Origin of the sequence: Streptomyces sp. NPDC046909, from assembly GCF_040644695.1 — a bacterium.
In the GTDB taxonomy this organism is placed as follows: Bacteria; Actinomycetota; Actinomycetes; order Streptomycetales; family Streptomycetaceae; genus Streptomyces.
In genome coordinates this window covers 348,865-368,632 of sequence record NZ_JBEYXC010000004.1, presented here as the reverse complement: position 1 = coordinate 368,632, position 19,768 = coordinate 348,865, and the positions used below count along the sequence as shown (strand labels likewise).

General features: G+C 68.8%; 18 protein-coding genes. 9 read left to right on the top strand and 9 right to left on the bottom strand.

The annotated features are described in order from the left end of the window. Window positions 1–9: 9 nt before the first annotated feature. On the top strand, window positions 10–573 hold the full coding sequence (locus tag ABZ928_RS14685; protein ID WP_361518165.1) for a hypothetical protein: 564 nt from the start codon (window positions 10–12) through the stop codon (window positions 571–573). Window positions 574–691: 118 nt separating this feature from the next. Here the strand turns inward: ABZ928_RS14685 and ABZ928_RS14680 are convergent, their stop codons facing one another. Continuing rightward, window positions 692–1,210 (bottom strand): DUF2165 domain-containing protein, encoded by a 519-nt coding sequence (locus ABZ928_RS14680; RefSeq protein WP_361518163.1) that lies wholly within the window; start codon window positions 1,208–1,210, stop codon window positions 692–694. 64 nt (window positions 1,211–1,274) lie between these two features. On the opposite strand from ABZ928_RS14680, the gene ABZ928_RS14675 reads away from it, so the two are divergent. Beyond that, window positions 1,275–4,622, top strand: a complete 3,348-nt coding sequence (locus ABZ928_RS14675; RefSeq protein WP_361518162.1) for a tetratricopeptide repeat protein — start codon at window positions 1,275–1,277, stop codon at window positions 4,620–4,622. Here the strand turns inward: ABZ928_RS14675 and ABZ928_RS14670 are convergent. Then, the gene (locus ABZ928_RS14670; protein ID WP_361518160.1) at window positions 4,610–4,801 is read right to left on the bottom strand and encodes a DUF397 domain-containing protein; all 192 of its coding nucleotides are present in this window, start codon (window positions 4,799–4,801) and stop codon (window positions 4,610–4,612) included. The two genes, ABZ928_RS14675 and ABZ928_RS14670, sit on opposite strands and share 13 nt — an antisense overlap. Next, window positions 4,798–5,607, bottom strand: a complete 810-nt coding sequence (locus ABZ928_RS14665; RefSeq protein WP_361518158.1) for a helix-turn-helix transcriptional regulator — start codon at window positions 5,605–5,607, stop codon at window positions 4,798–4,800. The genes ABZ928_RS14670 and ABZ928_RS14665 overlap by 4 nt, the downstream gene beginning before the upstream one ends. A 112-nt stretch (window positions 5,608–5,719) precedes the next feature. Here ABZ928_RS14665 and ABZ928_RS14660 point away from each other — a divergent pair, with 112 nt between their 5' ends. The 4 genes from ABZ928_RS14660 to ABZ928_RS14645 all read left to right on the top strand — a co-directional run bounded on the left by ABZ928_RS14660 (window position 5,720) and on the right by ABZ928_RS14645 (window position 9,032). Then, the gene (locus tag ABZ928_RS14660) at window positions 5,720–6,157 is read left to right on the top strand and encodes an ATP-binding protein (RefSeq protein WP_361518156.1); all 438 of its coding nucleotides are present in this window, start codon (window positions 5,720–5,722) and stop codon (window positions 6,155–6,157) included. Between the two features lie 252 nt (window positions 6,158–6,409). Further along, window positions 6,410–7,228 carry a helix-turn-helix domain-containing protein gene (locus ABZ928_RS14655; protein WP_361518154.1) on the top strand — a complete coding sequence of 273 codons (819 nt, stop codon included), beginning with the start codon at window positions 6,410–6,412 and terminating at the stop codon, window positions 7,226–7,228. 177 nt (window positions 7,229–7,405) lie between these two features. Continuing rightward, window positions 7,406–7,783 carry a DUF6247 family protein gene (locus ABZ928_RS14650; RefSeq protein WP_361518152.1) on the top strand — a complete coding sequence of 126 codons (378 nt, stop codon included), beginning with the start codon at window positions 7,406–7,408 and terminating at the stop codon, window positions 7,781–7,783. Between the two features lie 133 nt (window positions 7,784–7,916). Beyond that, a complete protein-coding gene (locus ABZ928_RS14645) occupies window positions 7,917–9,032 on the top strand; it encodes an ADP-ribosylglycohydrolase family protein (protein ID WP_361518150.1) in 1,116 nt (371 codons plus the stop codon). Window positions 9,033–9,053: 21 nt separating this feature from the next. On the opposite strand, the gene ABZ928_RS14640 is transcribed toward ABZ928_RS14645, so the two are convergent. From ABZ928_RS14640 to ABZ928_RS14630, 3 genes are all read right to left on the bottom strand, one after another. Next, window positions 9,054–10,619 carry a sodium:solute symporter family protein gene (locus tag ABZ928_RS14640; protein ID WP_361518148.1) on the bottom strand — a complete coding sequence of 522 codons (1,566 nt, stop codon included), beginning with the start codon at window positions 10,617–10,619 and terminating at the stop codon, window positions 9,054–9,056. Window positions 10,620–10,769: 150 nt separating this feature from the next. After that, complete coding sequence (locus ABZ928_RS14635) at window positions 10,770–11,555, bottom strand: SDR family oxidoreductase (RefSeq protein ID WP_361518146.1); 786 nt, start codon at window positions 11,553–11,555, stop codon at window positions 10,770–10,772. Window positions 11,556–11,644: 89 nt separating this feature from the next. Beyond that, entirely contained in the window at window positions 11,645–13,294 is a 1,650-nt protein-coding gene (locus tag ABZ928_RS14630; RefSeq protein WP_361518144.1) for a recombinase family protein, read from the bottom strand. A 180-nt stretch (window positions 13,295–13,474) separates the two neighbouring features. Here ABZ928_RS14630 and ABZ928_RS14625 point away from each other — a divergent pair, with 180 nt between their 5' ends. From ABZ928_RS14625 to ABZ928_RS14615, 3 genes are all read left to right on the top strand, one after another. Further along, window positions 13,475–14,326 (top strand): hypothetical protein, encoded by an 852-nt coding sequence (locus tag ABZ928_RS14625; protein WP_361518142.1) that lies wholly within the window; start codon window positions 13,475–13,477, stop codon window positions 14,324–14,326. A gap of 197 nt (window positions 14,327–14,523) precedes the next feature. Next, on the top strand, window positions 14,524–15,801 hold the full coding sequence (locus ABZ928_RS14620; protein ID WP_361518141.1) for a DUF3500 domain-containing protein: 1,278 nt from the start codon (window positions 14,524–14,526) through the stop codon (window positions 15,799–15,801). Beyond that, window positions 15,798–17,240: a HupE/UreJ family protein gene (locus ABZ928_RS14615; protein ID WP_361518139.1), complete on the top strand. Its 1,443-nt coding sequence runs from the start codon at window positions 15,798–15,800 to the stop codon at window positions 17,238–17,240. The genes ABZ928_RS14620 and ABZ928_RS14615 overlap by 4 nt, the downstream gene beginning before the upstream one ends. Window positions 17,241–17,301: 61 nt before the next feature. Here the strand turns inward: ABZ928_RS14615 and ABZ928_RS14610 are convergent, their stop codons facing one another. From ABZ928_RS14610 to ABZ928_RS14600, 3 genes are all read right to left on the bottom strand, one after another. Beyond that, window positions 17,302–17,493, bottom strand: coding sequence for a DUF397 domain-containing protein (locus ABZ928_RS14610; RefSeq protein ID WP_361518137.1), 192 nt, complete (start codon window positions 17,491–17,493; stop codon window positions 17,302–17,304). Window positions 17,494–17,677: 184 nt separating this feature from the next. Next, window positions 17,678–18,535 (bottom strand): helix-turn-helix transcriptional regulator, encoded by an 858-nt coding sequence (locus ABZ928_RS14605; RefSeq protein WP_361518135.1) that lies wholly within the window; start codon window positions 18,533–18,535, stop codon window positions 17,678–17,680. A 387-nt stretch (window positions 18,536–18,922) separates the two neighbouring features. Then, window positions 18,923–19,681, bottom strand: a complete 759-nt coding sequence (locus tag ABZ928_RS14600; RefSeq protein WP_361518134.1) for a GPP34 family phosphoprotein — start codon at window positions 19,679–19,681, stop codon at window positions 18,923–18,925. Window positions 19,682–19,768: the final 87 nt, after the last annotated feature.

Here is a 19,768-nt window from a genome sequence, read left to right as displayed (position 1 = left end):
GCTGAGGAGATGCGTGCCGTGCCAGCCTCGAAGGTCTGGGTGTCCGGTCTGACGGTAGGAGCGATAGCCGTCGTCGCCGCCCTGGCGGTCCAGGCCGACAAGGGGCCGAAGCCCGAGGCCACGGCCGCCGCCAACCCGAGCGTCTCGGCGTCGGCGCACCCGTCGGCGTCCCCCACGAAGCCGACGGCCGCCGCGGTCCCCGACGGCTCCGGCACCGGCCGCCGCATCGTCTACTCCCTCGCCCAGAAGCGAGTCTGGCTGGTCGACGCGAGCGACACGCCCCAGCGCACCTTCGCGGTCTGGCCGGGCACGGTGAGCCCGGACACCGGCACCTACACGGTCGACGTACGCCGCGACTCCACGACCGGCTCCGACGGCGTCCAGATCGAGCACATCGTCTACTTCGCCACCAAGTCGGGCCTTTCCATCGCCTTCTCCAACGCGGTGGACGGCTCATCCCCGCCCGCCGTCGCCTCCGGCACGCAGACCAGCGGCATCCGGATGGCGAAGGCGGACGGGTCGGCCCTGTGGACGTTCGGCGAGAAGGGCACGTCGGTAGTGGTGGTGCAGTAGCTCCGATGCGCGGGGGCCGGTTCCGGGGCCCGAAGGAGTGATTGGCAGATCCGTCCCACGTTCGGACGGCAAAACCGCAGGTGGCGGGGACCGGGCATGGGACGGATCTGCCAATCCCTCAGCTTGAACCCTTCCCCAGGCTGGGGCGGGGCTCCGTCGGCAGGTTCACCACCAGCAGTACGACCCCGCTGAGCAGGAACACCCGCAGTGCCGCGTCCAGGCCGTTCCAGTCGGCCGACTGCCACATCGAGAACCACTCGCCCCCGATCGCGATGAACCCGGCGCCGAACAGCAGCATCACCATGAGCAGGCCGTACGTGGAGAAGCGGCGGGCGCTGTCGTCGGAGCGGCGGGACCAGAGCCAGGTGCCGTAGATGAGGACCAGGGCGGCCAGCGTCTCCCACACGATGATCGCGACGTACGCCGTGTTCTGGAGGCCCTTGCTGGTGATGGCCCGCCACATCAGGTCGTCGTCCTTGAAGGTCGTGTCCATCGCCAAAACGTGCTGCACGAAGGCCTGATTCGTGCCGAAGTCGGTGATGTTGCCGAAGGCGACGAGGGCCATGTAGAGGGCGACCGTCGCGGTGAGGAGGGTGCTGGTGAGGTGCAGTGCGCTGCGTGGGGGTGTGGTGGCCATGGCGATCATTTTTCCCTGCGGGACCCGCCGTACGCCGTACGCATTGAGCCAGAATGGAGGTGGCGTGGACGGGCTTCGGGGACGGCGAGGGGACGTACGGATGGGGCGGGCGCGGCCCTCTATGCAGGAGCTGATCGGGCGGCGCAAGCGTGCCGGGTTCGTCGGTCGGCGTGGTGAACTCGACGTGTTCCGCGGCAACTTCGACACCGCGCCGGAGGACGAGCGGCACAGCTTCGTCTTCCACGTCCACGGCGCGGCGGGTGTCGGCAAGTCCTCGCTCGTGCGTGAGCTGGAGGCGGTTGCCGTGCAGCGCAACGCGCTCACCGCCGGTACGGACGAGAGCGTGAACAGCGTGCCGGAGGCGATGGCGGCGATCAGCGCGCAATTCGCCCGGCAAGGTGCCGAGTTGAAGTCCCTCGACCGGCTCCTCACCACCTACCGCCAACGCCGCCACGAGGCGGAGACGGCCTCGGCCGCGCTGGAGACCGGGATGGATCCAGGACAACCGGGACAGCCAGGACAGCCCGGCCCGCCCCCACCGCCCTCGGCGGGCAGCATGGCCGTGTCGCAGGCGGGCCTCATCGGCCTCGGCATGGTGCCGGTCCTCGGGGCCTTCGCCGGCGCGGTCGACCCGGCCCAAATAGCCCACAGCACCGACCGGTTGAGAGCCGCCCTCAGCGCCCGCTTCCGCAACCACGACGACGTGCGCCTGGTCCTGGAGCCCTTGAAGGTCCTCACCCCGGTCTTCGTCGAGGAACTGAGCCGAGTCGCCGCCGACACCCCCTGGATCGCCCTCTTCTTCGACACCTACGAGCGGACCTCACCCTTCCTCGACCCCTGGCTGCTCGACCTCATCACGACCGACCGTTACGGCGCCCTTCCCGCCAACGCCGTCATCACCCTCGCCGGGCAGCACGGCCCCGACCCCGCCCGCTGGACGGACTACGCCGCGTTCGTCACCGAGTTCGCCCTGGAGCCGTTCACCGAGTCCGAGGCGCGTCAACTCCTCGCCGCGAAAGGGCTGGTGGACGAGACCGTCGTACGGGAGGTGCTGCGGCTGTCCGGGGGCCTCCCCGTGCTGGTGTCCACCCTCGCCGAGAACCCGGGCGCGGTCGACGACCCCACCGCCACCGCCGTCGAACGCTTCCTCAAGTGGGAGCGGGATCCGGCACGGCGGGACGTCGCCCTCCTGTGCGCGCTCCCACGCAAGCTGGACGAGGACGTCTTCCGGGCGGCCGTGGCGGGCAGGGACGCCGACGGGCTGTACGCGTGGCTGCGCGGACTGCCGTTCGTGAGCGAGCGAGCGGGGCGCGTCCACTTCCACGACGTCGTCCGTACGGCCATGCTGCGGCTCCAGCGGACCCGGTCCCCGCGACAGTGGGCGGACCGGCACGCACGGCTCGCGGAGACGTTCGGGGAGTGGCGGGCCGAGGCGGAAGTGGGCCTGGAAGCAAGCGAGTTGTGGTCCGACGAGGCCTGGCGGGAGCTGCGGCTGGAGGAGCTGTACCACCTGCTGTGCGCCCGGCCCCAGGGCGTGCTCGGTGAGGTGCTCAGGGAGGTGGTCGGTTCCTGCCGGGCGGGGGAGGCGGCGGTCCGGGGGTGTGTGCAGGTGCTCGTCGACGCGGGTGAGCACGCGGACGCCGACGTCGTACGCGCGTGGGGACGGGACCTTCTTGAGGCGCTCTCGGACGAGACAGAGGGACTGCTGGGGCTCCTTCTGGACCGGGCGGGCCTCGATACGTTCGGTTGCGCCGAGGCGCACTGCCTGTGGGGCCAGGAGTTGCGGAGGAAGAGGGAGTACGAGCGCGCTCTCGCGCAGTACGACAAGGCCGTCGAACTCGCCGCCTCGGCGGACGCGTACTACGGGCGGGCCTTCACGCGCGCGCGGATGCGAGACGACGAGACGGCTCTCGGCGACTTCGAGCGCGCGGCCGAACTGCGGCCCGACAGTGCCGAGATCCTCTTCGAATGGGGCGAGAGCCTGCGGGTCACGGGTCGCCTCACGGAGGCCGTCGAGACCTTCGACCGTGCCCTGGCCCTGGACCCCGCCTACGCGAAGGCGTGGGCGAGCCGAGCCAGCGGCAAGCACGCACGCGGCGATACCGAGGGGGCGCTCGCCGACTTCGGGCGGGCGCTGGAGATCGACGAGAGGTATCTGTGGGCTCTGATCCACAGGGCGAAGCTGTACCGGGACCTGGGCCGGCTCGACGCGTCGTTCGCGGATCTCGACCGGGCCGTGGAGATCGCCCCCGACAACGCGTGGATCGCCTCCGAGCGCGGGGACGCCTACCGCTTGGCCGGCCGGTACGAGGAGGCCGTCGAGGAACTGGGAAGGGCCTGCCAGCTCGCCCCGGACCGTAGTTCCGCCCACGCGGGGCGGGGGTACGCGCTCGATCGTCTGAACCGTGTCGAGGAGGCGCGCGCGGCCTACGACCGTGCCGTCGAGCTGCAACCCGACTATGCGTGGGCCCTCGTGAACCGCGCTGACCTGCGGCAGCGCACGGGGGACGAGGACGGTGCGTTCGAGGACCTGGACCGGGCCGTCGCGGTGGGCGGGCATCGGGTGTGGTGGGCCCACTGGATGAGAGCGCTCGCGTACAACGGTGCGGGCCGCTACGAGGAGGCGGTCGCCGATGTCGACCGCGTCCTGGAGAGTGCCCCCGACACCGGGTGGCTGTTGGCCGTCAGGGGCCAGGCCCGACGCCAACTGGGCCGCTACCGCGAAGCGCTACAGGACCTGGACCGGGCGATCCGCCTCAGCCAGGACGTGGCAGGGCTCTACCCGGAGCGCGCTCGTGTTTGCATCGCCATGGGACGGCTCGATGAGGCGCTCGTGGACCTCGAGGTGGCCAAGGACCTGGACGACGGCAGGCTGTCCGTGTTGGCGAGCTGCAAGGCCGCCGAGGTACTGCTGTGGCAAGGGCGGGACGACGAAGCGGTACGTCTCCTCGACGGCCTGCGGGACAAGGCCGACCGGGATGGTGATGCCGAGGTCATGCACACGTGCTGGTTCGGAGACGTCGTGAAGGGACGCTGGGACCTCGCGGGGCAGGCGGTCGACTGGTTGCGTCGGACCAGCCCCGAGGTAGGGCTCTACGCGTCGGCGTTGACGGTCGCGGTCCAGGAAGGCCTGCGCGTCGCCGAGCCCATGTGGCGCGGCTTCACGCCGGACGGGAGAACCACGGCCAACGACCGGATGCTGATCGCCTACGCGCGGGGTGACCACAGCGAAGCCGACCGGTTGCTCTCCGGGATTCTCTCCGCGCCCCACGGCTGGGGGGATTTGGCCGACGCGGTGGCGAGCCTCACGCTCCTGGCACGCTCCCCCGACGCGGACCCGGCGTTCTTCGGCCCCCGCCTGGCCCGCGCGACGGCGGCACGGGACGCCTTCCAGAGGCGTTATGCGGAGTAGCTGCCGATGAACGTCGACCAGGCGTCGTCGGCGAACGTCAGCCGGGCACCGTCCTTGTCCTTGGAGTCACGGACGTGGACGGTGGTGGTGTTGGGGGCGGCGGGGGATATGGCGACCTCAACGCAATCAGGCCCCTCATTACTGCTGTAGCTGCTCTTGAACCAGGCATGGGCGGTCATGTCTCTCCCAGTACTTTCTCGATGAAGGCCAGCGACTCCCGAGGGGGGAGAGCCTGGGATCGGATGATCCCATAGCGCAATTCAAGGGGCTGAACTTCTCTGGGATCGCTGATGAGGCGGTTGAAGGTCTGCCCCTCCTCGTGAGCCACCGTCTGGCCCTTCTGGAGCTTCAGCAGCCGGATCGGCCCGCCCATACCGGCATGGTCCTCACGATCCGTCGGCATCACCTGGATCTCCACGTGCCTCAAGCTGCCGATCTCCAGGAGACGTTCGAGTTGTTGGCGCAGTACCAGTCTGCCCCCGATGGGGCGCGACAGCGTCACCTCTTCCTGGACAAAGGTCAGCGTTGGACGGGGCACCCGCTCGAAGATGCTCTGGCGTGCCATACGCGCGTTGACGTGGCTGTCGATTTCGTCCTCCGTGTACGAGGGGCGCCGCATGGTGAACAGCGCTCTTGTGTACTCCGGTGTCTGCAACAGGCCATGTACGTAGTGATTGGCGTAGGCCCCCAGCTCGACGGCCTCGCCCTCCAACTTGGCCAGATCCCGAACCTTCTTCGGATAGCGCGCCTCCTCCAGGTCCTTCTTCATCGCGGAGCTCTTCCCGCCCGCGCCGAGCACCTCATCGCTCCTGTCGAGAAAATCCGGCTTGGGACTCCGCCGCCCCCGCTCCACCGACGAGACCATCTCCCCGCCATACCCGATCGCTTCCCCCAGCTCCGGCTGGGTCAGCCCAGCGGCCTCGCGCCACATCTTGATCTGCCGCCCGACCGTCTTGAGCACGGCCGCCGCTTCCTCGTCCTCCACCTCACCCCTCCTCACGTACGAGCGGTACGACTGCGCCCCGCACCCGGACAGATCCGCTCCGTACCGGAGTCACTGCTGTTCAGCGTAGGTACGGGCGACCACTCTGGGTGACATGAATGCGAATTACCTCCCCCAAGTCACCGCTCCGACGCACTACTTCACGGTGTTGTTGTCCGCTAATCGAAGAGGTGCTCGACGTGCCCGCGAGCACACGGTGCGTCAGCTCGGGGCCTGGGGTGTGCCGTCCGAAGCCGCGCAGCAGGTCGTGGCCGAGCTGGCGTCGAACGCCGTGCTCCACGGCCGCGTCCCCGGACGGGACTTCCGGCTGAGACTGAAGCTGTACGCCGACCGCCACACCCTCCGTATCGAGGTGACCGACGCCCGGGGCGACCGGATCCCGCAGACCCGCGACCCGGTGGCGGGCGACGCGGAATCGGGCCGGGGGCTGCGCATCGTCGAGGCGTACGCGGAGAGTTGGGGCGTGGCGGAGGCTCCGGCGGGCGGGAAGACGGTGTGGGCCGAGGTGGCACCGGATCGTGGGGATACGTGACCCGGTCGGTCCCGACACCAAAGACCAAAGAACCGGGGAAAGAACCGAACCCACCCCTGCCGTCCCCGTCGATCACTCTCCGGAGTGAATATGCCCAACTCAGCTGGCGCGGCGGGGTGGTTGTGGTGCAGCGTCTGCGACAACAACCCCAGACATGCTTCGGCCCTCGCCGGGACTGGCATCCCAGTGCGAGGGCCTGATCATCGAGGAAGCACTGCTTCCCGATGACTGGAAGAAAGCAGCGGCTTTCCGATGACTGACAAGCAGCCTAGCGCGCCCACGCCCGCGAAGACCCGGCGTTCCCACTCCGGTGTCATCCACGAGAATGAACCGATCACCGAAAACTTCACGGTGGTCGGCAATCAGCTCGCCCAGCACCCCGAGCTGTCCCTGACGGCGATCGGACTGGCGGTCCACATCCAGTCGCTGCCCGCCGGTAGCCCCGTCGGCATCAAGGCGCTGACGGCAAAGTTCCCCGAGGGCGAGATCCGTATCGCCGCCGCCTTGCGGGAGTTGGAGCAACACGGCTATCTCACGCGTGCCAGGGAGCGTCTTCAATCGGGGCGAGTGATCACCCGGACGACCTCACGCAACAGCTCGCGCCTCACGGTGCTCCGCGCGGCGGCGGAACCAGCGCCGCAACCCGAGCCGAAACAGGCCGCGTCGCGTCCCGCGGCACCGAAGAAGACACCGGCCGCCGATCTCCTGACCCGCCTGCGCACCTACGACTCCCGCCTGCTGCTGTCCGAGCGGGACGTCCGACGGCTGATCCCGGACGTGTCGGCGTGGCTTGAGCGCGGGGTGTCCGCCACGGTCGTGGAGCGGGCCCTGACGAGCGGCCTGCCCCAGGACCCGATCAAGCACCCGGCGGCGTTCCTGGCGCACCGCCTCCGAGAGCTGCTGCCTCCGGCGCTCCCGTTCTCGGCACCTCACCCGGCCCCGGACCCGGCAAGCCCCCCGGTCCCCGTCCGCCCGGACCCGCTCCGGAACTGCGACGGCTGCGACCGTGGCTTCCGCTCCCCACAGCCGGGCCGGTGCCGCGACTGCCGTACGGCCGCGGCGGCGGCCTAAGCGGACCCGGTGAAGTCGGCTGCGGTACGGCAGCGCCGCTAAGGGGCGCGGGGAACTGCGCGACCAGCCACGACGGCGCCGCAGACGAACGCCGACACGTCGCCGCACATCCAGCGGAGCGCTTAGAGCGGGGAGGAACCGCCGTGACAAGCCCCGTCACCCGCACCGGAGGTCATCGTGAGCGCCCAGACCGACGGCCCGTACGGACCGCTGATCCCCATGCCCGAACTCACCCCGGACGCGCTGCGGGCAGCGGTCGCGCGTATCGCGCCGAGCAGGATCCCGGCCCTCACCCAGCATCTCTTCGAGGCCACGACGAACGCCCAGCAGACACAGAGCCTGGCTCCGCTGAGAGCGTTCGTGCACTCATGGGCCGTTTTCGTAGCGATCGAGCGGCATCCGGAGCGCGCCGCGCGACTGCGGGAACTGGAGCGGATCGTGGACGCCGGAGAGCAGGACCCCGCGGCAGCCATCGGTGAGATCCAGGGGATCCGGACGATGGCCGAGAGGACGATGGCCGAGAGGGAGACCGACGTCACCTGGGACGGCCGATAGCTGACCACTCGCGCCCATTTCCGACCACTCTCCGCACATCCCGCATACCGATCCACCCCCAGAACCGACCGTTCCCGGTCGATTACAGTGCCGAGTGGTCGTGTGTCCGGGCGGTGCTCTTGGGGAGGTCTTGGTGGGTGCGACAGCCGGGGCCGTCTGGGGACGGGTCGAACAGCAGGACTTTCGGAGCCGGGTGCGGGGGACGCTGCTCGGGGCGGCCGTGGGGGATGCGCTCGGGGCGCCCGTCGACCCGCTCGACCTGGAGCGGATACGGGAGGCCTACGGCGCCGAAGGGGTCGTCGACCTCGGCGCCTCCTACGGGCGGCGCGGGGCCGTCACCCATCTCACCCAGCTCACCCTCTTCTCCGTCGACGGGCTCATACGGGCCCAGGTCCGGCGGGACATCGGCGCCTGGCATCCGCCCACCGATCTGCACCGGGCGTATCTCCGGTGGGCCGCCACCCAGCGGGACTGGGGGCCCGACGAGCGGCGCAAGGACGACGGGTGGCTGGCCAGGGAGGAGTGGCTGTACGCCCGGCGGGATCCCTCCCGGTCGCTCCTCCTCGGGTTCGGGGACGACAGCATGGGCACCCTCGACTCGCCCAAGAATCCCGGCGAGGCCGGGCCGGAGGCCGCCGCGCGGTCCGCGCCGTTCGGGCTGCTCGTCGGGTGGGAGCCGCAGCTCGTCGTACAGCTGGCGGTGGAGTGCGCGGCGCAGACGCACGGGCATCCCGTCGCTTACCTGTCCGCCGGGGCGTACGCCGTCATCGTGCACGCGCTCGCCCGGGGCGAGAGTCTCGACGGGGCCGTGCAGCGGGCGCTGGCGCTGCTGGCCGTGCGGCCGGGGCATCAGGCCGTCTCCGACGCGTTGCAGCGGGCCCTCGGGGCCGTACGGCAGGGGATGCCCACGCCCGAGCGGGTCGGGGAGCTCATGGGGGCGGGGACCGCGGAAGGGCTGCTCGCCGTCGCCGTCTACTGCGCGCTCGTCGGGGAGGACGTACGGCACGGGCTCTGCCTCGCCGTCAATCACGACGGGCCCTCCGCCGCCGCCGGCGCGCTCACCGGCGGTCTCCTCGGCGCCCTGCACGGCGAAACGGCCCTCCCGCCGGCCTGGCTGGCCGAACTGGAGGGCCGTCCCACACTCCTGGAACTCGCGGACGACTTCGCCATGGAGATGACCCAGGGGCCCGCCCTTCACGGCCCCGCGGGATCCGCACCCGGGTGGCTCGCCCGCTATCCCCGGGGCTGAAGTCCCAAGTCCCGCGAGTGGTCAGTCCTTCACCGGCGTACGGTCCACCGGGCCCGCCGGTGTCGGGATCGCCGCCGCTCCCGCTCCATCTCCGTCCGTGTTGATCTTCTCGATGATCGCCAGCCGCTCCGGGGTGTCCTCCGGCTTGATGAAGCCGATGAGGATGTACAGGACCAGCGAGACCGCCAGCGGGATCGACACCTGGTACTGGAGCGGGACCCCACCCTCGACGTTCCAGTTGATCGGGTAGTTGACCAGCCAGAAGGCCAGCAGGCCCATCGACCAGCTCGTCAGGGCCGCCGTGGGGCCCGAGCGGCGGAACGGGCGGAGCAGGCCGAGCATCATCGGGATGGCCATCGGGCCCATCAGACCCGCCACCCACTTGATGACGACCGTGATGATGTCCTTGAAGGTGGGGGAGTTGACCTGGGTCGCCGCCGCCATCGACAGGCCGAGGAAGACCACCGTCGTCACCCGGGCGACCCTCAGACCCTGGCCCTCGCTCCACGCCCGGGCCCTGCGCCAGATCACCGGTGCGCAGTCCCGCGTGAAGACCGCCGCGATCGCGTTGGCGTCGGAGGAGCACATCGCCATGGTGTGGGAGAAGAAGCCGACGATGACCAGGCCCAACAGGCCGTGCGGGAGCAGCTGTTCGGTCATCAGGCCGTACGCGTCGGAGCCGTCCGGCTTCTGGGACTGCACCAGCAGCGGGGAGAGCCACATCGGGATGAAGAGGACCACCGGCCAGATCAGCCACAGGGCCGCCGACAGGCGTGCCGAGCGTTCCGCCTCGTGGGCGCTGCCCGTGGCCATGTAGCGCTGGGCCTGGTTGAGCATGCCGCCGTTGTACTCGAAGAGCTTGATGAAGAGGAAGGCGAGGAGGAAGACCGTGCCGTACGGGCCGACCAACGGCTCGCCGTGGCCCTTCAGTTGCGGCTCGTCCCAGGCACCCCAGAAGCCGATGCCTTTGTCGTTCAGCTCCAGGACCACGGCGATCAGCATGGCCACACCGGCGAGCAACTGGATGACGAACTGGCCGAGTTCGGTCAGCGCGTCTGCCCACAGGCCGCCGATCGTGCAGTAGACGGCGGTGATGGAGCCGGTGATGAGGATGCCCTGGTTGAGCGAGATGCCGGTGAAGACGGACAACAGGGTCGCGATCGCGGCCCACTTGGCGCCAACGTCCACGATCTTCAGCAGCATGCCGGACCAGGCCAGCGCCTGTTGCGTCTTGAGGTCGTAGCGGTTCTTCAGGTACTCCAGCGGGGAGGCCACGTGGAGCCGGGAGCGCAGGCGGTTGATGCGGGGCGCGAAGAGTTTCGAGCCGATCGCGATGCCGAGGGCGATGGGGAAGGACCAGGTCACGAAGGAGGTGACACCCCAGGTGTAGGCGATGCCCGCGTACCCGGTGAACATCACCGCGCTGTAGCCCGACATGTGGTGCGAGATGCCGGAGAGCCACCAGGGCATCTTGCCGCCGGCCGTGAAGAAGTCGCTGACGTTGTCGACGCGTTTGTGCGACCACACGCCGATCGCGACCATCACGCCGAAGTAGCCGATGAGCACGGCCCAGTCGAGACCGTTCATGTGCGTCCTCCCAGGGGTCGACCCGGCGCTCATCGTGGGCGCTCTCGCGTGAACACGACAAGCGGGCGTAAGGTCAAGGGGAGGTAAATTCATTCGGCATGATGGCCTTCGTTCATCTACATGAACATCACCGCATCGGCTCCACGCCCCTCACCGCATCAACTCCCCCGCGTTGACCAGCAGCGACTGTCCCGTGATGGATCGTGCCCGGTCCGAGGCCAGAAACACCGCCGCGTCCGCCACGTCCGCGTCCGTGGCGAGATCGGGCAGCGCCATCCGCTCTGTCAGCCGCCCCAGCACCTCCGACTCCTCCACCCCCTCCGTGTGCGCCGTGAACTGCACATACGCCTGCACCGGCGGCCCCCACATCCACCCCGGCAGCACGGTGTTGACCCGGATCCGGTGCGGCCCGAGCTCCCGCGCCAACGAGTACATCGCGCTCGTCAGCGCCCCCTTGGACGCCGCGTACGCCGCCTGCCGCACCTGCGAGGGAGCGGCCACCGACGACTGCGTACCGATGAACACCACTGATCCGCCACGGGACTTGAGCCCCGGAAGGCACGCCCGCGTCATCCGCAGCGACCCCAGCAGATTCACGTCGATCACCGACTGCCAGGTGGCGAAGTCCGCGTCCTCCAGACCGCCGAAGTAGCTGTCCCAGGCGGCCACATGGACCACCGCGTCGATCCGCCCGAACCGCTCAAGGCCCAACTCCGCGAGCGCCACGCACTGTTGCTCGTCGGTGATGTCCGTGGAGAGGTACGCGGTGTGCGCGCCGTCCGGATCGATGTCGGAGGCGGACTTCGCCAGATTCGCCTCCGTGCGCGCCCCGAGCACGGCGTTCCCGCCATCCCGTATGACGGCTGCGGCGACCTGATGTCCGAGGCCGGCCCCGACACCCGACACCACGACGGTCTTCCCTGCGAGCAGTGACATCGATGCCCCTCCTGACCCTGGCGCGTCATCTGACGGAGCGTCAGAGTATGGGGGGCCGAAGGAGAAGGCCAGCGGCTTGCGCGCGTTGCTCAGTTCGCGTAGACGGGACAGATGTGAGCCGGGTCGAACGGGGCTCGCCCTTTGCCGGACGGCATGACATGAACGGCCGCGAAGATCTCGCTGATCAGTGCGCGGCGCTGCTCGAAGCCACCGTCTCTCCACTTGGCCGCGTAGTCGCGCTGCCGAGTTGCCTCTGTCGCCAGCGCTTGCTCAGCGGCTTTCCGTTCCAGTAGGTCGAGTTCGGCGTTCATGGCGGAGAGCGTCTGGTAGTAGTCGTCCGGACGCAGGTCGGATACTGACTCGTCCCCTGTGGCCCATGCGGTGATGAGGGTGCGCTTGCGGGCACTGATCGCCGAGATCCGGGCCTGTGTGTCCTGCGGGTCCTCCGGGCCTGCGGCGCTGTCGCCGAGGCCGGGTTCCGTACGCCCGCGCACCCACTCGGCGACCAGTTTCTCGAGATGCTGATCCACCGGCTCCGCGCGGCGGCTGACCTTGCCACAGGCGTTGCGGGCTCGGCCCGGGCAGTAGTAGATGACGTGCCCGCGCTGCGCGACCCGTTTCGCGCTCATCGGGGCCTTGCAGAGTCCGCACCGCAGGTATCCCGTGAACAGGTACTTGCGGCGGTTCACCCCCTCGTCGTTGCGGAGGATCCCCTTCTCTGCGCTGACCACCCTGCGGCGGTCCAGCTCAAGCTGTGTGTCCGCCCACAGCTTCCGGGAGACGACCGGTTCCCACTTGCCGACGACAGGCAGGCCGTCCTGCCCGATGAGTACGCGCCCCCAGCCATCTCGCTGACGTTGGTTCTCGGTACGGTGCTTCCCCTCGTACGAGACGAAGCCGCAATAGCGGGGGTTGGTCAGGATGGCCTTCACGGTCGGTTGAGCCCATTTCCCGCCTCGCGGTGACGGGATCTTGTCGCGGTTGAGTTCGCGGGCGATACCTGTGATGGATGCGCCCTCCGTGAACCGTTCGTATATGCGTCGGGCGACGCGTGCGCGGTCGGGCCTGAGGGTGCCGTCCGAGTTCCATGCGTAGGGCGTCCTGCCGGTGAGTTCACCCGCTGCCGCGTCGGCCAGATGGTTTCGTGCGACGCGCCGCGATGTGTCCTGTGACGACTTGAGCGCCATGACGCACAGCATTCGCGCCATGTGCCTGTCCGCGTCAGAGATGAGGTTGAGGTCGCCCGTGACACCTACGGCAGGGCGCTTCGTGTACTCGATGACGTCGATCAGGTCTTCGAGATCCCTTGGCTGACGGGCCAGTCGATCGGTGTCGTGGAAGACGACGCCGTCGATCCGCCCCGCCAGGAGGTCGTCGAGCATGCGCCTGAACTCCGGGCGGACGACGATCCAGTCGATTGAGCCGTTCGTCCGCGTCGTCCGCTTCTTCGTGAACGCGCTGGTGTCGTTCTCCCGGTAGATCTCGGCAAATGGTGCCCAGCGCAGGGTGATGCGCCTCGCCTCGGCATCGTCGAGCTGAAGGCCGATACTCTTCTCGTCGCCTTGACGGTCACGAGAAGTGCGCAGGTAGCAGCCGGGTCGCCGTGGACTGTAGGCGCCCAGCGGCCCTCCGACCGCGAGTGCGATCGAAGTCCGGTTGCGCACCCGCTCCGGGATGGTCACTTCATCCCATGACCTGACATCGGCTCCTTCCGTTGCCGCGGTACTGGGTGTGGCCATGTGTCCTCCCGAAGCGGTGCGATGCACCCCTGAACGTAGTTACTTCCAGGGGACGTTTCGGTGCATTGGATGCCGATCACTTGTTCGGGCGATCTGTCGCACACTCATTCCCGCCGTTCTGGATCTGACGTATCGTCAGAATCGTTTTGGAGGCGACTTCGGGAGAGGCGGGGAGCGTTGATGCGGGACGCCGGACGCGAAGCAACCCATCCGGATCTGTACGGCGAACTGGCCTCGGTCGGGCCCTACGGAGTGGAGGTCGGGCATGCGCTGATCACGATGGTCGAACCTCATCCGGGTTACGAGCGCGCCTACCACAGATGGTACGAAGACGATCACTTCATCGCGGGAGCGATGGCCATGCCCTGGATGTATGCGGGGCGCCGCTGGGTGGCCACGCGCGACCTTCAGCTTCTGCGATACCCGAGTGATTCGGCCGTTGCCCAGCCGGTCGCGGCAGGCTGTTACATCACGGTCTACTGGATGACCTCCGGTCGCTATGAAGAGCACATGAGGTGGACCGTCGGGATCAACAAACGACTCAATCGGGACGGTCGTGTCTTCCAGCAGCGGACCCACGTCTTCACGGCGTTCCAGGACCACGAGGCGACCGTGTACCGGGACGGGGCCGCCGGGCCGCGCGACTTCCATGCCCTCGACCACCCCTACGCGGGACTGGTGGTGGAGGTCATCGACGCCGAATCGACCGAGCAGCGGGCCGAGTTGCTGGAGTGGCTGCGCTCCCGGCATCTGCCGAAGCGGGTCGCGGGGTCGCCGGTGGCGATGGTGACCGTCTTCCGGCCGACGCCGCTGCCGGGGGACCGGATGACGTACGTGAAGCAGGTCGAGGGGGTCGACACCCGGCTGACGCTGCTGTGGTTCCTGGAGGTGGATCCGCGGGAGTGCTGGGAGGAGTACTTCACCGGGCTGGACGCGGCCGTCGGTGAGGCGGGGCTGGGGCGGGTCGAGCTGGTGGCGCCCTTCATTCCGACCGTGCCGGGGACGGACAAGTACGTGGACCGGCTGCGGTGAGGTGTGTGACGTGCCTTTCGCGGCCTCACTGAAATCCACACAAGAATAGGCTGTCAATTGCCTTAGTGAATTAATTCAATTGGCGCCTTGAGTTGTCAACAATTCCGCTGGTAATGTCCGTGACAATCACACGGACAGCGGCCAAAGGCCCACGTGTGCCCTCTTCCCACGCCTGATTCCCGTAAGAGGAGTGGTTCGTGAGCAAGGACAGAACTCGCCAGGTACGTGCCCGGCGGACCCGGCGGAACATAGCCGGTGCCGCCGTGGCCCTGGCGCTCATCGGTGGTGGATTCGCGGTAGCGAATGCATCGACATCGACCGGTGGGACCAAGGCCTCGGCGGTCGCCAAGCGGCCCGTCGACAAGAACGCCAAGGGTGTCGCGGCCGTCGTCAGCGCCGCCAACGCGTTCCTCAACACCCTGGACTCCGACCAGCAGTCGGAGACCGTGCTCGACTTCTCCGAGGAGAACGCGACCGCCTGGTCGAACCTCCCGTGCGCCGGCACCTGCCGCCCCGGCATCGACTTCGGCTCGCTGAGCGAGGAGCAACTCGCCGCCGCCGAGAACGTGTTGAAGGTCGCCCTCGGGTCCGGCAAGGACACCGGCTACGACCACGTCATGCAGACGATCCTCGCCGACGACGTGCTCGCCTCGGCGGAGTCCACCAGCTCCGCCGCACCGGCCCCGAGCGCGACGGCCACCGACAGCGCCACAGCCACCGCCACCAGTACGGCCACCGCGACCGACTCGGCGACCCCCACCGACGTCCCGACCGGCGCCCCGCCCTCCGGCGGCACCGGCGGCGGAGGCGGCGGCTTCTCGTACGGCAGCGGCTACTACTACCTGGCGTTCCTCGGCACCCCCTCCGCCGACGGCACCTGGCAGCTGCACTTCGGCGGCCACCACCTCGCCGTGAACCTCACCTACAAGGACGGCAAGGTCGCCGGCGCCAGCCCCTTCTTCTCCGGCATCGAGCCCACCAGCTGGACCGCCGACGACGGCACCGAGTACGCGCCGATGGAGAAGTTCCGCAGCGGCCTGCTCAAGCTGACCGGCAGCCTCAGCACCGAGCAGCTCGCCGAGGCCAAGCTCTCCGAGTCCTTCGGCGACGTCCTCCTCGGCCCCGGCTCCGACGGCGAGTTCCCGGAGACCAAGGAGGGCCTGAAGGTCAGCGAGCTGTCGCCCAAGCAGCAGAAGCTCGTCCTCGCGGCCATCCACCCCTGGATCGCCAACGTCGACGACGCCACCGCGAAGCAGCTGCTCAAGACGTACGCCAAGGAGCTGAAGGACACCTACATCAGCTACTCCGGCGGCACCGGCCTGGACACCAACGGTGACTACGTCCGCATCGACGGTCCCAGCGTGTGGGTCGAGTTCATCTGCCAGACCGGCGTGGTCTACCGCGACAAGATCCACTACCACACGGTCTACCGCGACCACACCCGCGACTACGGGAACGAGTTCTCCTTCTCATGACCGGACCGCGAAACTGGCTGACCGTGCTGCTGCTCCGCCTGGTGGCCGGGATCGCGATCGTGGTACCGGCGACGTTCCTCCTCGGGGCGTCGCCGGCCGCCGCGCACCCGATGCCGCACTCGGTCGTACAACTCGACGTGTACGAGCACTCCGTCGCCGCCCGCCTGGAACTGCCCACGGGTGAACTCGCCCGGGCCAGCGGCATCGACCTGACCGACACCAGCGGGAAGGCGGTAACAGCCGCTCAGGCCAAGGCCGTTCGCGCCTACCTGACCGCCCACATCCACCCGACGACGACGGCAGGAAAGGCGGGCCAGGCGGGCAAGGCCTGGCGGGTCGGTATCGGCGCGCTCAGCCTCAGCAGCGCCGAGCAGACCTCGACCGGTGTCTACCGCGAGCTGGTCGTGAAGGCCGTCCTCACGCCACCCGCCGGTGCGGACGTACGACGCTTCACCTTCGACTACGACGTGATCGTCCACCAAGTCGTCACGCACACGGCCCTGGTGACGGTCCGCCAGGACTGGGCCGCCGGGCAGGTCGACGGCGAGGGCACCACCCAGGTCGGCACGATCGCGCTCGACACCCGGCACATGACCGTCGCCCCCCTGAAGGTCGACCTCGGCGAGGGCAGCGCCTGGCGCGGCTTCGTCGCGATGCTCGAACTCGGCGGCGAGCACATCCTCACCGGCACCGACCACTTGCTGTTCCTGCTCATCCTCCTGCTCCCGGCGCCCCTGTCGGCGACGGGCGGCCGCTGGACCGGACTGGTGGGCGCGCGCTCGGCGCTGGCCCGCATCGGCCGGATCACCCTCGCCTTCACCGCCGGGCACTCCCTCGCCCTGGCCGCCTCCGCGCTCGGCCGCCTGGAGATCCCCGCCTGGCCGGTGGAGGCGTTCATCGCGGCCAGCATCCTCGTCGGCGCCGTCCACGCGATCCGCCCGCTGTTCCCGGGCCGCGAGGCCCTCGTGGCCGGTGTCTTCGGGCTCGGCCACGGCATGGCGTTCTCCTTCGTACTGGCGGAGATGCACCTGACGACGGGCCAGCTGGTGACCAGCCTCCTCGCCTTCAACCTCGGCATCGAACTGGTCCAGCTCCTGCTGGTCTGCCTCGCCCTGCCGTCCCTGCTGGCCCTGGCCCGGCTGCGCGCCCAGCCGGCCCTGCGCCTGACGGGCGCCGTGCTCACCGGCGTCGCGGCCCTCGGCTGGCTGGCCGACCGCCTCGGCCTGCCCAACTCCGTGGCCCGTGTGGCGGACAGCGCGGGATCCCGTACGACGGTGCTGCTGGCGGTGCTGACGACGGCGGCGGTGCTCACGACGGGGTGGGGGGTCGCGGCCCGCCTGCGATCGCCCTGTGCACCGGAGTCGGAAGGGGATCCCGATCTGGATCCCGATCTGGTTCCGGACACAAGCCGAGCCCCCTCGGCAAGGACGGCGAACTAGACGAGAGGGCTCTTCGGTGGTGCTTGTGTAGTTGTGTAGTACTGCCTGATCACTCGTGCATTTACGCCTTGACCGAGCCGACGAAGGCGTTCCACGCGTCCGAGGGGAAGGCCAGCGTCGGGCCGTTGTCGACCTTCGAGTCCCGGACGGCCATCGCCGACACGACAGGAGACTTGATCTCGACGCACGCGCCGTTGCCCTGGGAGTAGGAAGACTTGACCCACTTGTCCGCGGCGCCCTGCTTGATTGCCATTTTCACTCCGGTAGCCAGTTGCTGAGTTTGCGCCAACGTTGTTATCCGATGGCGTGATCGACGCTACTCGCCGACGTCGGAGTGCGGGGGGTGCATTCACCCGGCCGGGTGGCATATACCAGTGGGGTCTTCCATCGCGGCCGGGCTTTGGTGTACCTTACGGCGCCCTGCCTTACAAAGTGGGTCAGCGTGCGTACTCCTTCGCGACCTTCGAGATGAAATCCCTGCTTTGGTCCGCGTTCAGGGCCTGTGCCCGCAGGTGCTCGTACATGACGCTGTATTTCTGCACATCCTGCGCCTTCTCCAGATAGAGGTCGCTTGTCACGCCCTCGATGTAGACCACGCTGGAGTCGGCGGCGTCGGGGAACTCGAGGATCGCGTACTGTCCGCTGACCCCGGGGTGGGCGCCCATCGTGAACGGGATCAACTGGACCGTGACATGCGGCAGCTGGGACATCTCGACCAGGTGCTCCAGCTGCTCGATCATCACCTGCCGATTGCCGACCTCGCGGCGCAGCGTCGCCTCGTCCAGGACCGCCCACAGCCGCAGCGGGTTCTCGGCGGCAGAGATACGTTCCTGTCGGCGCAGCCGCACCTGGACGCGCTTGTCGATGTCGGTGGGCGTCGCCTCGGGAAGCGCGCCGGAGATGAGGGACTCGGCGTAAGTGCGGGTCTGGAGGAGACCGGGGACGACCTGGGGGTCGTACACGCGCAGGCTGGCCGCGTCCGTCTCCAGTCCGATGTAGACGCTGTAGGGGATGTCGCCGAAGGAGTGCCACCACCCTTGCTGGCGGCTGTCCTTGGCCATCTGCATCAGGGAGTCGACGATCCGGTGGTCCTCGACCTCGTACACCCCGCACAGGTCACGGACGTCGCGCTGGCTGATGCTGCGCCGGCCGTTCTCCAGCCGGCTGATCTTGGACTGCGACACGAGTAGCCGCTCGGCCACTTCTTCGGCCGTCATGCCCTTGAGTTCACGGAGCCGGCGCAACTCCTGGCCGAGCCGGCGTCGCCTGACGGTGGGATTGACATTGGACGCCACGAGAACGTGCACCTCCGGCTGCGTGCCTTCTGAAATTGCCACTTTGCGTATCTGCTGTTGAGCAGACTGCCACCAAGGTGGTTTCTACCGCTGGGAAACAGCGGATATGCGCTGGGCAGGCGCCAGTTCGGCCGATGACGGCGAATCGTTGGCCGAACCGGTGGCCGAACAGGTGGCGGTGAAAACGGCCGCGCGGGGCGGCGAAGCCGTGGTGTCGTCCGGACACACGGTCTCGTCGCCCCGCGCGGACCAGCGGCTCCCGGATACCGGGTCTGGGATTGCGCCGGAGGTGCGTGTGGTGCGTGGTGCCTGTGGTGCGGTCCTGCGGGCGTTGCGCGGTACTGCCGTACTGCGGTTCTGTGGTCGGTCGTGTCGTGGGACTGCGGCTCAGTGGGCCACGACACGCGCCATGGAACCGCGGCGCGGTTGCACCGGAACGCCGCGAGCGGGTTCCGCTGCCTGCCTGGCTCCTGGTCCGGCCGGACGGCCGGCCGGTGGGGCCGGGCTGCGGCGTGGCTGGGCCGCCACGCCGTTCTGGACGTCCATCACGGCGTGCGCGACGAGACCGCCCATGGGGTCGTGCCTGATCAGGTCCCGCAGCCGGGAGCGGGACGAACGTCCCTCATTGCCCGGATACAGGTGCTTGCCGAGGCCGACCGCGTGCGCCAGGGCGGCGAGCGCCGCGGTCCGCGGGTCCGGCGGTACGCCGGTGCGGATCGCGGAGTCCAGTCGGGCTCTGATCTCCCGGCTGATCTCGGTCTGACTCGCCTGGTAGCGAGTCGTCGGCAGCACTCCGCACATCTGGCCCGCCACGGCATGCACCATGCCGCACCGCTCCAGATGCGAGAGGTAGGTCTGGCGGAGCCCCAGGCGGGGTCCGCCGATCCAGTGGACGGCGCGTACCGGAGCGCCACGCCTTCGCAGCAACTCCAACGCGCAATCCAGTGTCGGATCTCCAGTCGGCCGTGGGGACACCACGGCGATACGATCCCCGTCTGGGGCTATCCGTCCGGCCAGCGCCAGCTCCACTAGCTGTGCTCCGGCCAGACCAAGGTCGAGCGACTGCGGCTGTGCGGTGGTACCCGTGGCCGGGTCCAACGCCAGCAGCAGAAGCTCCTCCGGAAGTGTTCTGCGGCTCCTGCCCATCCATGCCTCCCCGCGTGGATGAAAGACAGGGTGACCCCTCTCACATTGGTCTGTCGAGGGTGCGTGACCTGTTTGTAGTGGAACCAG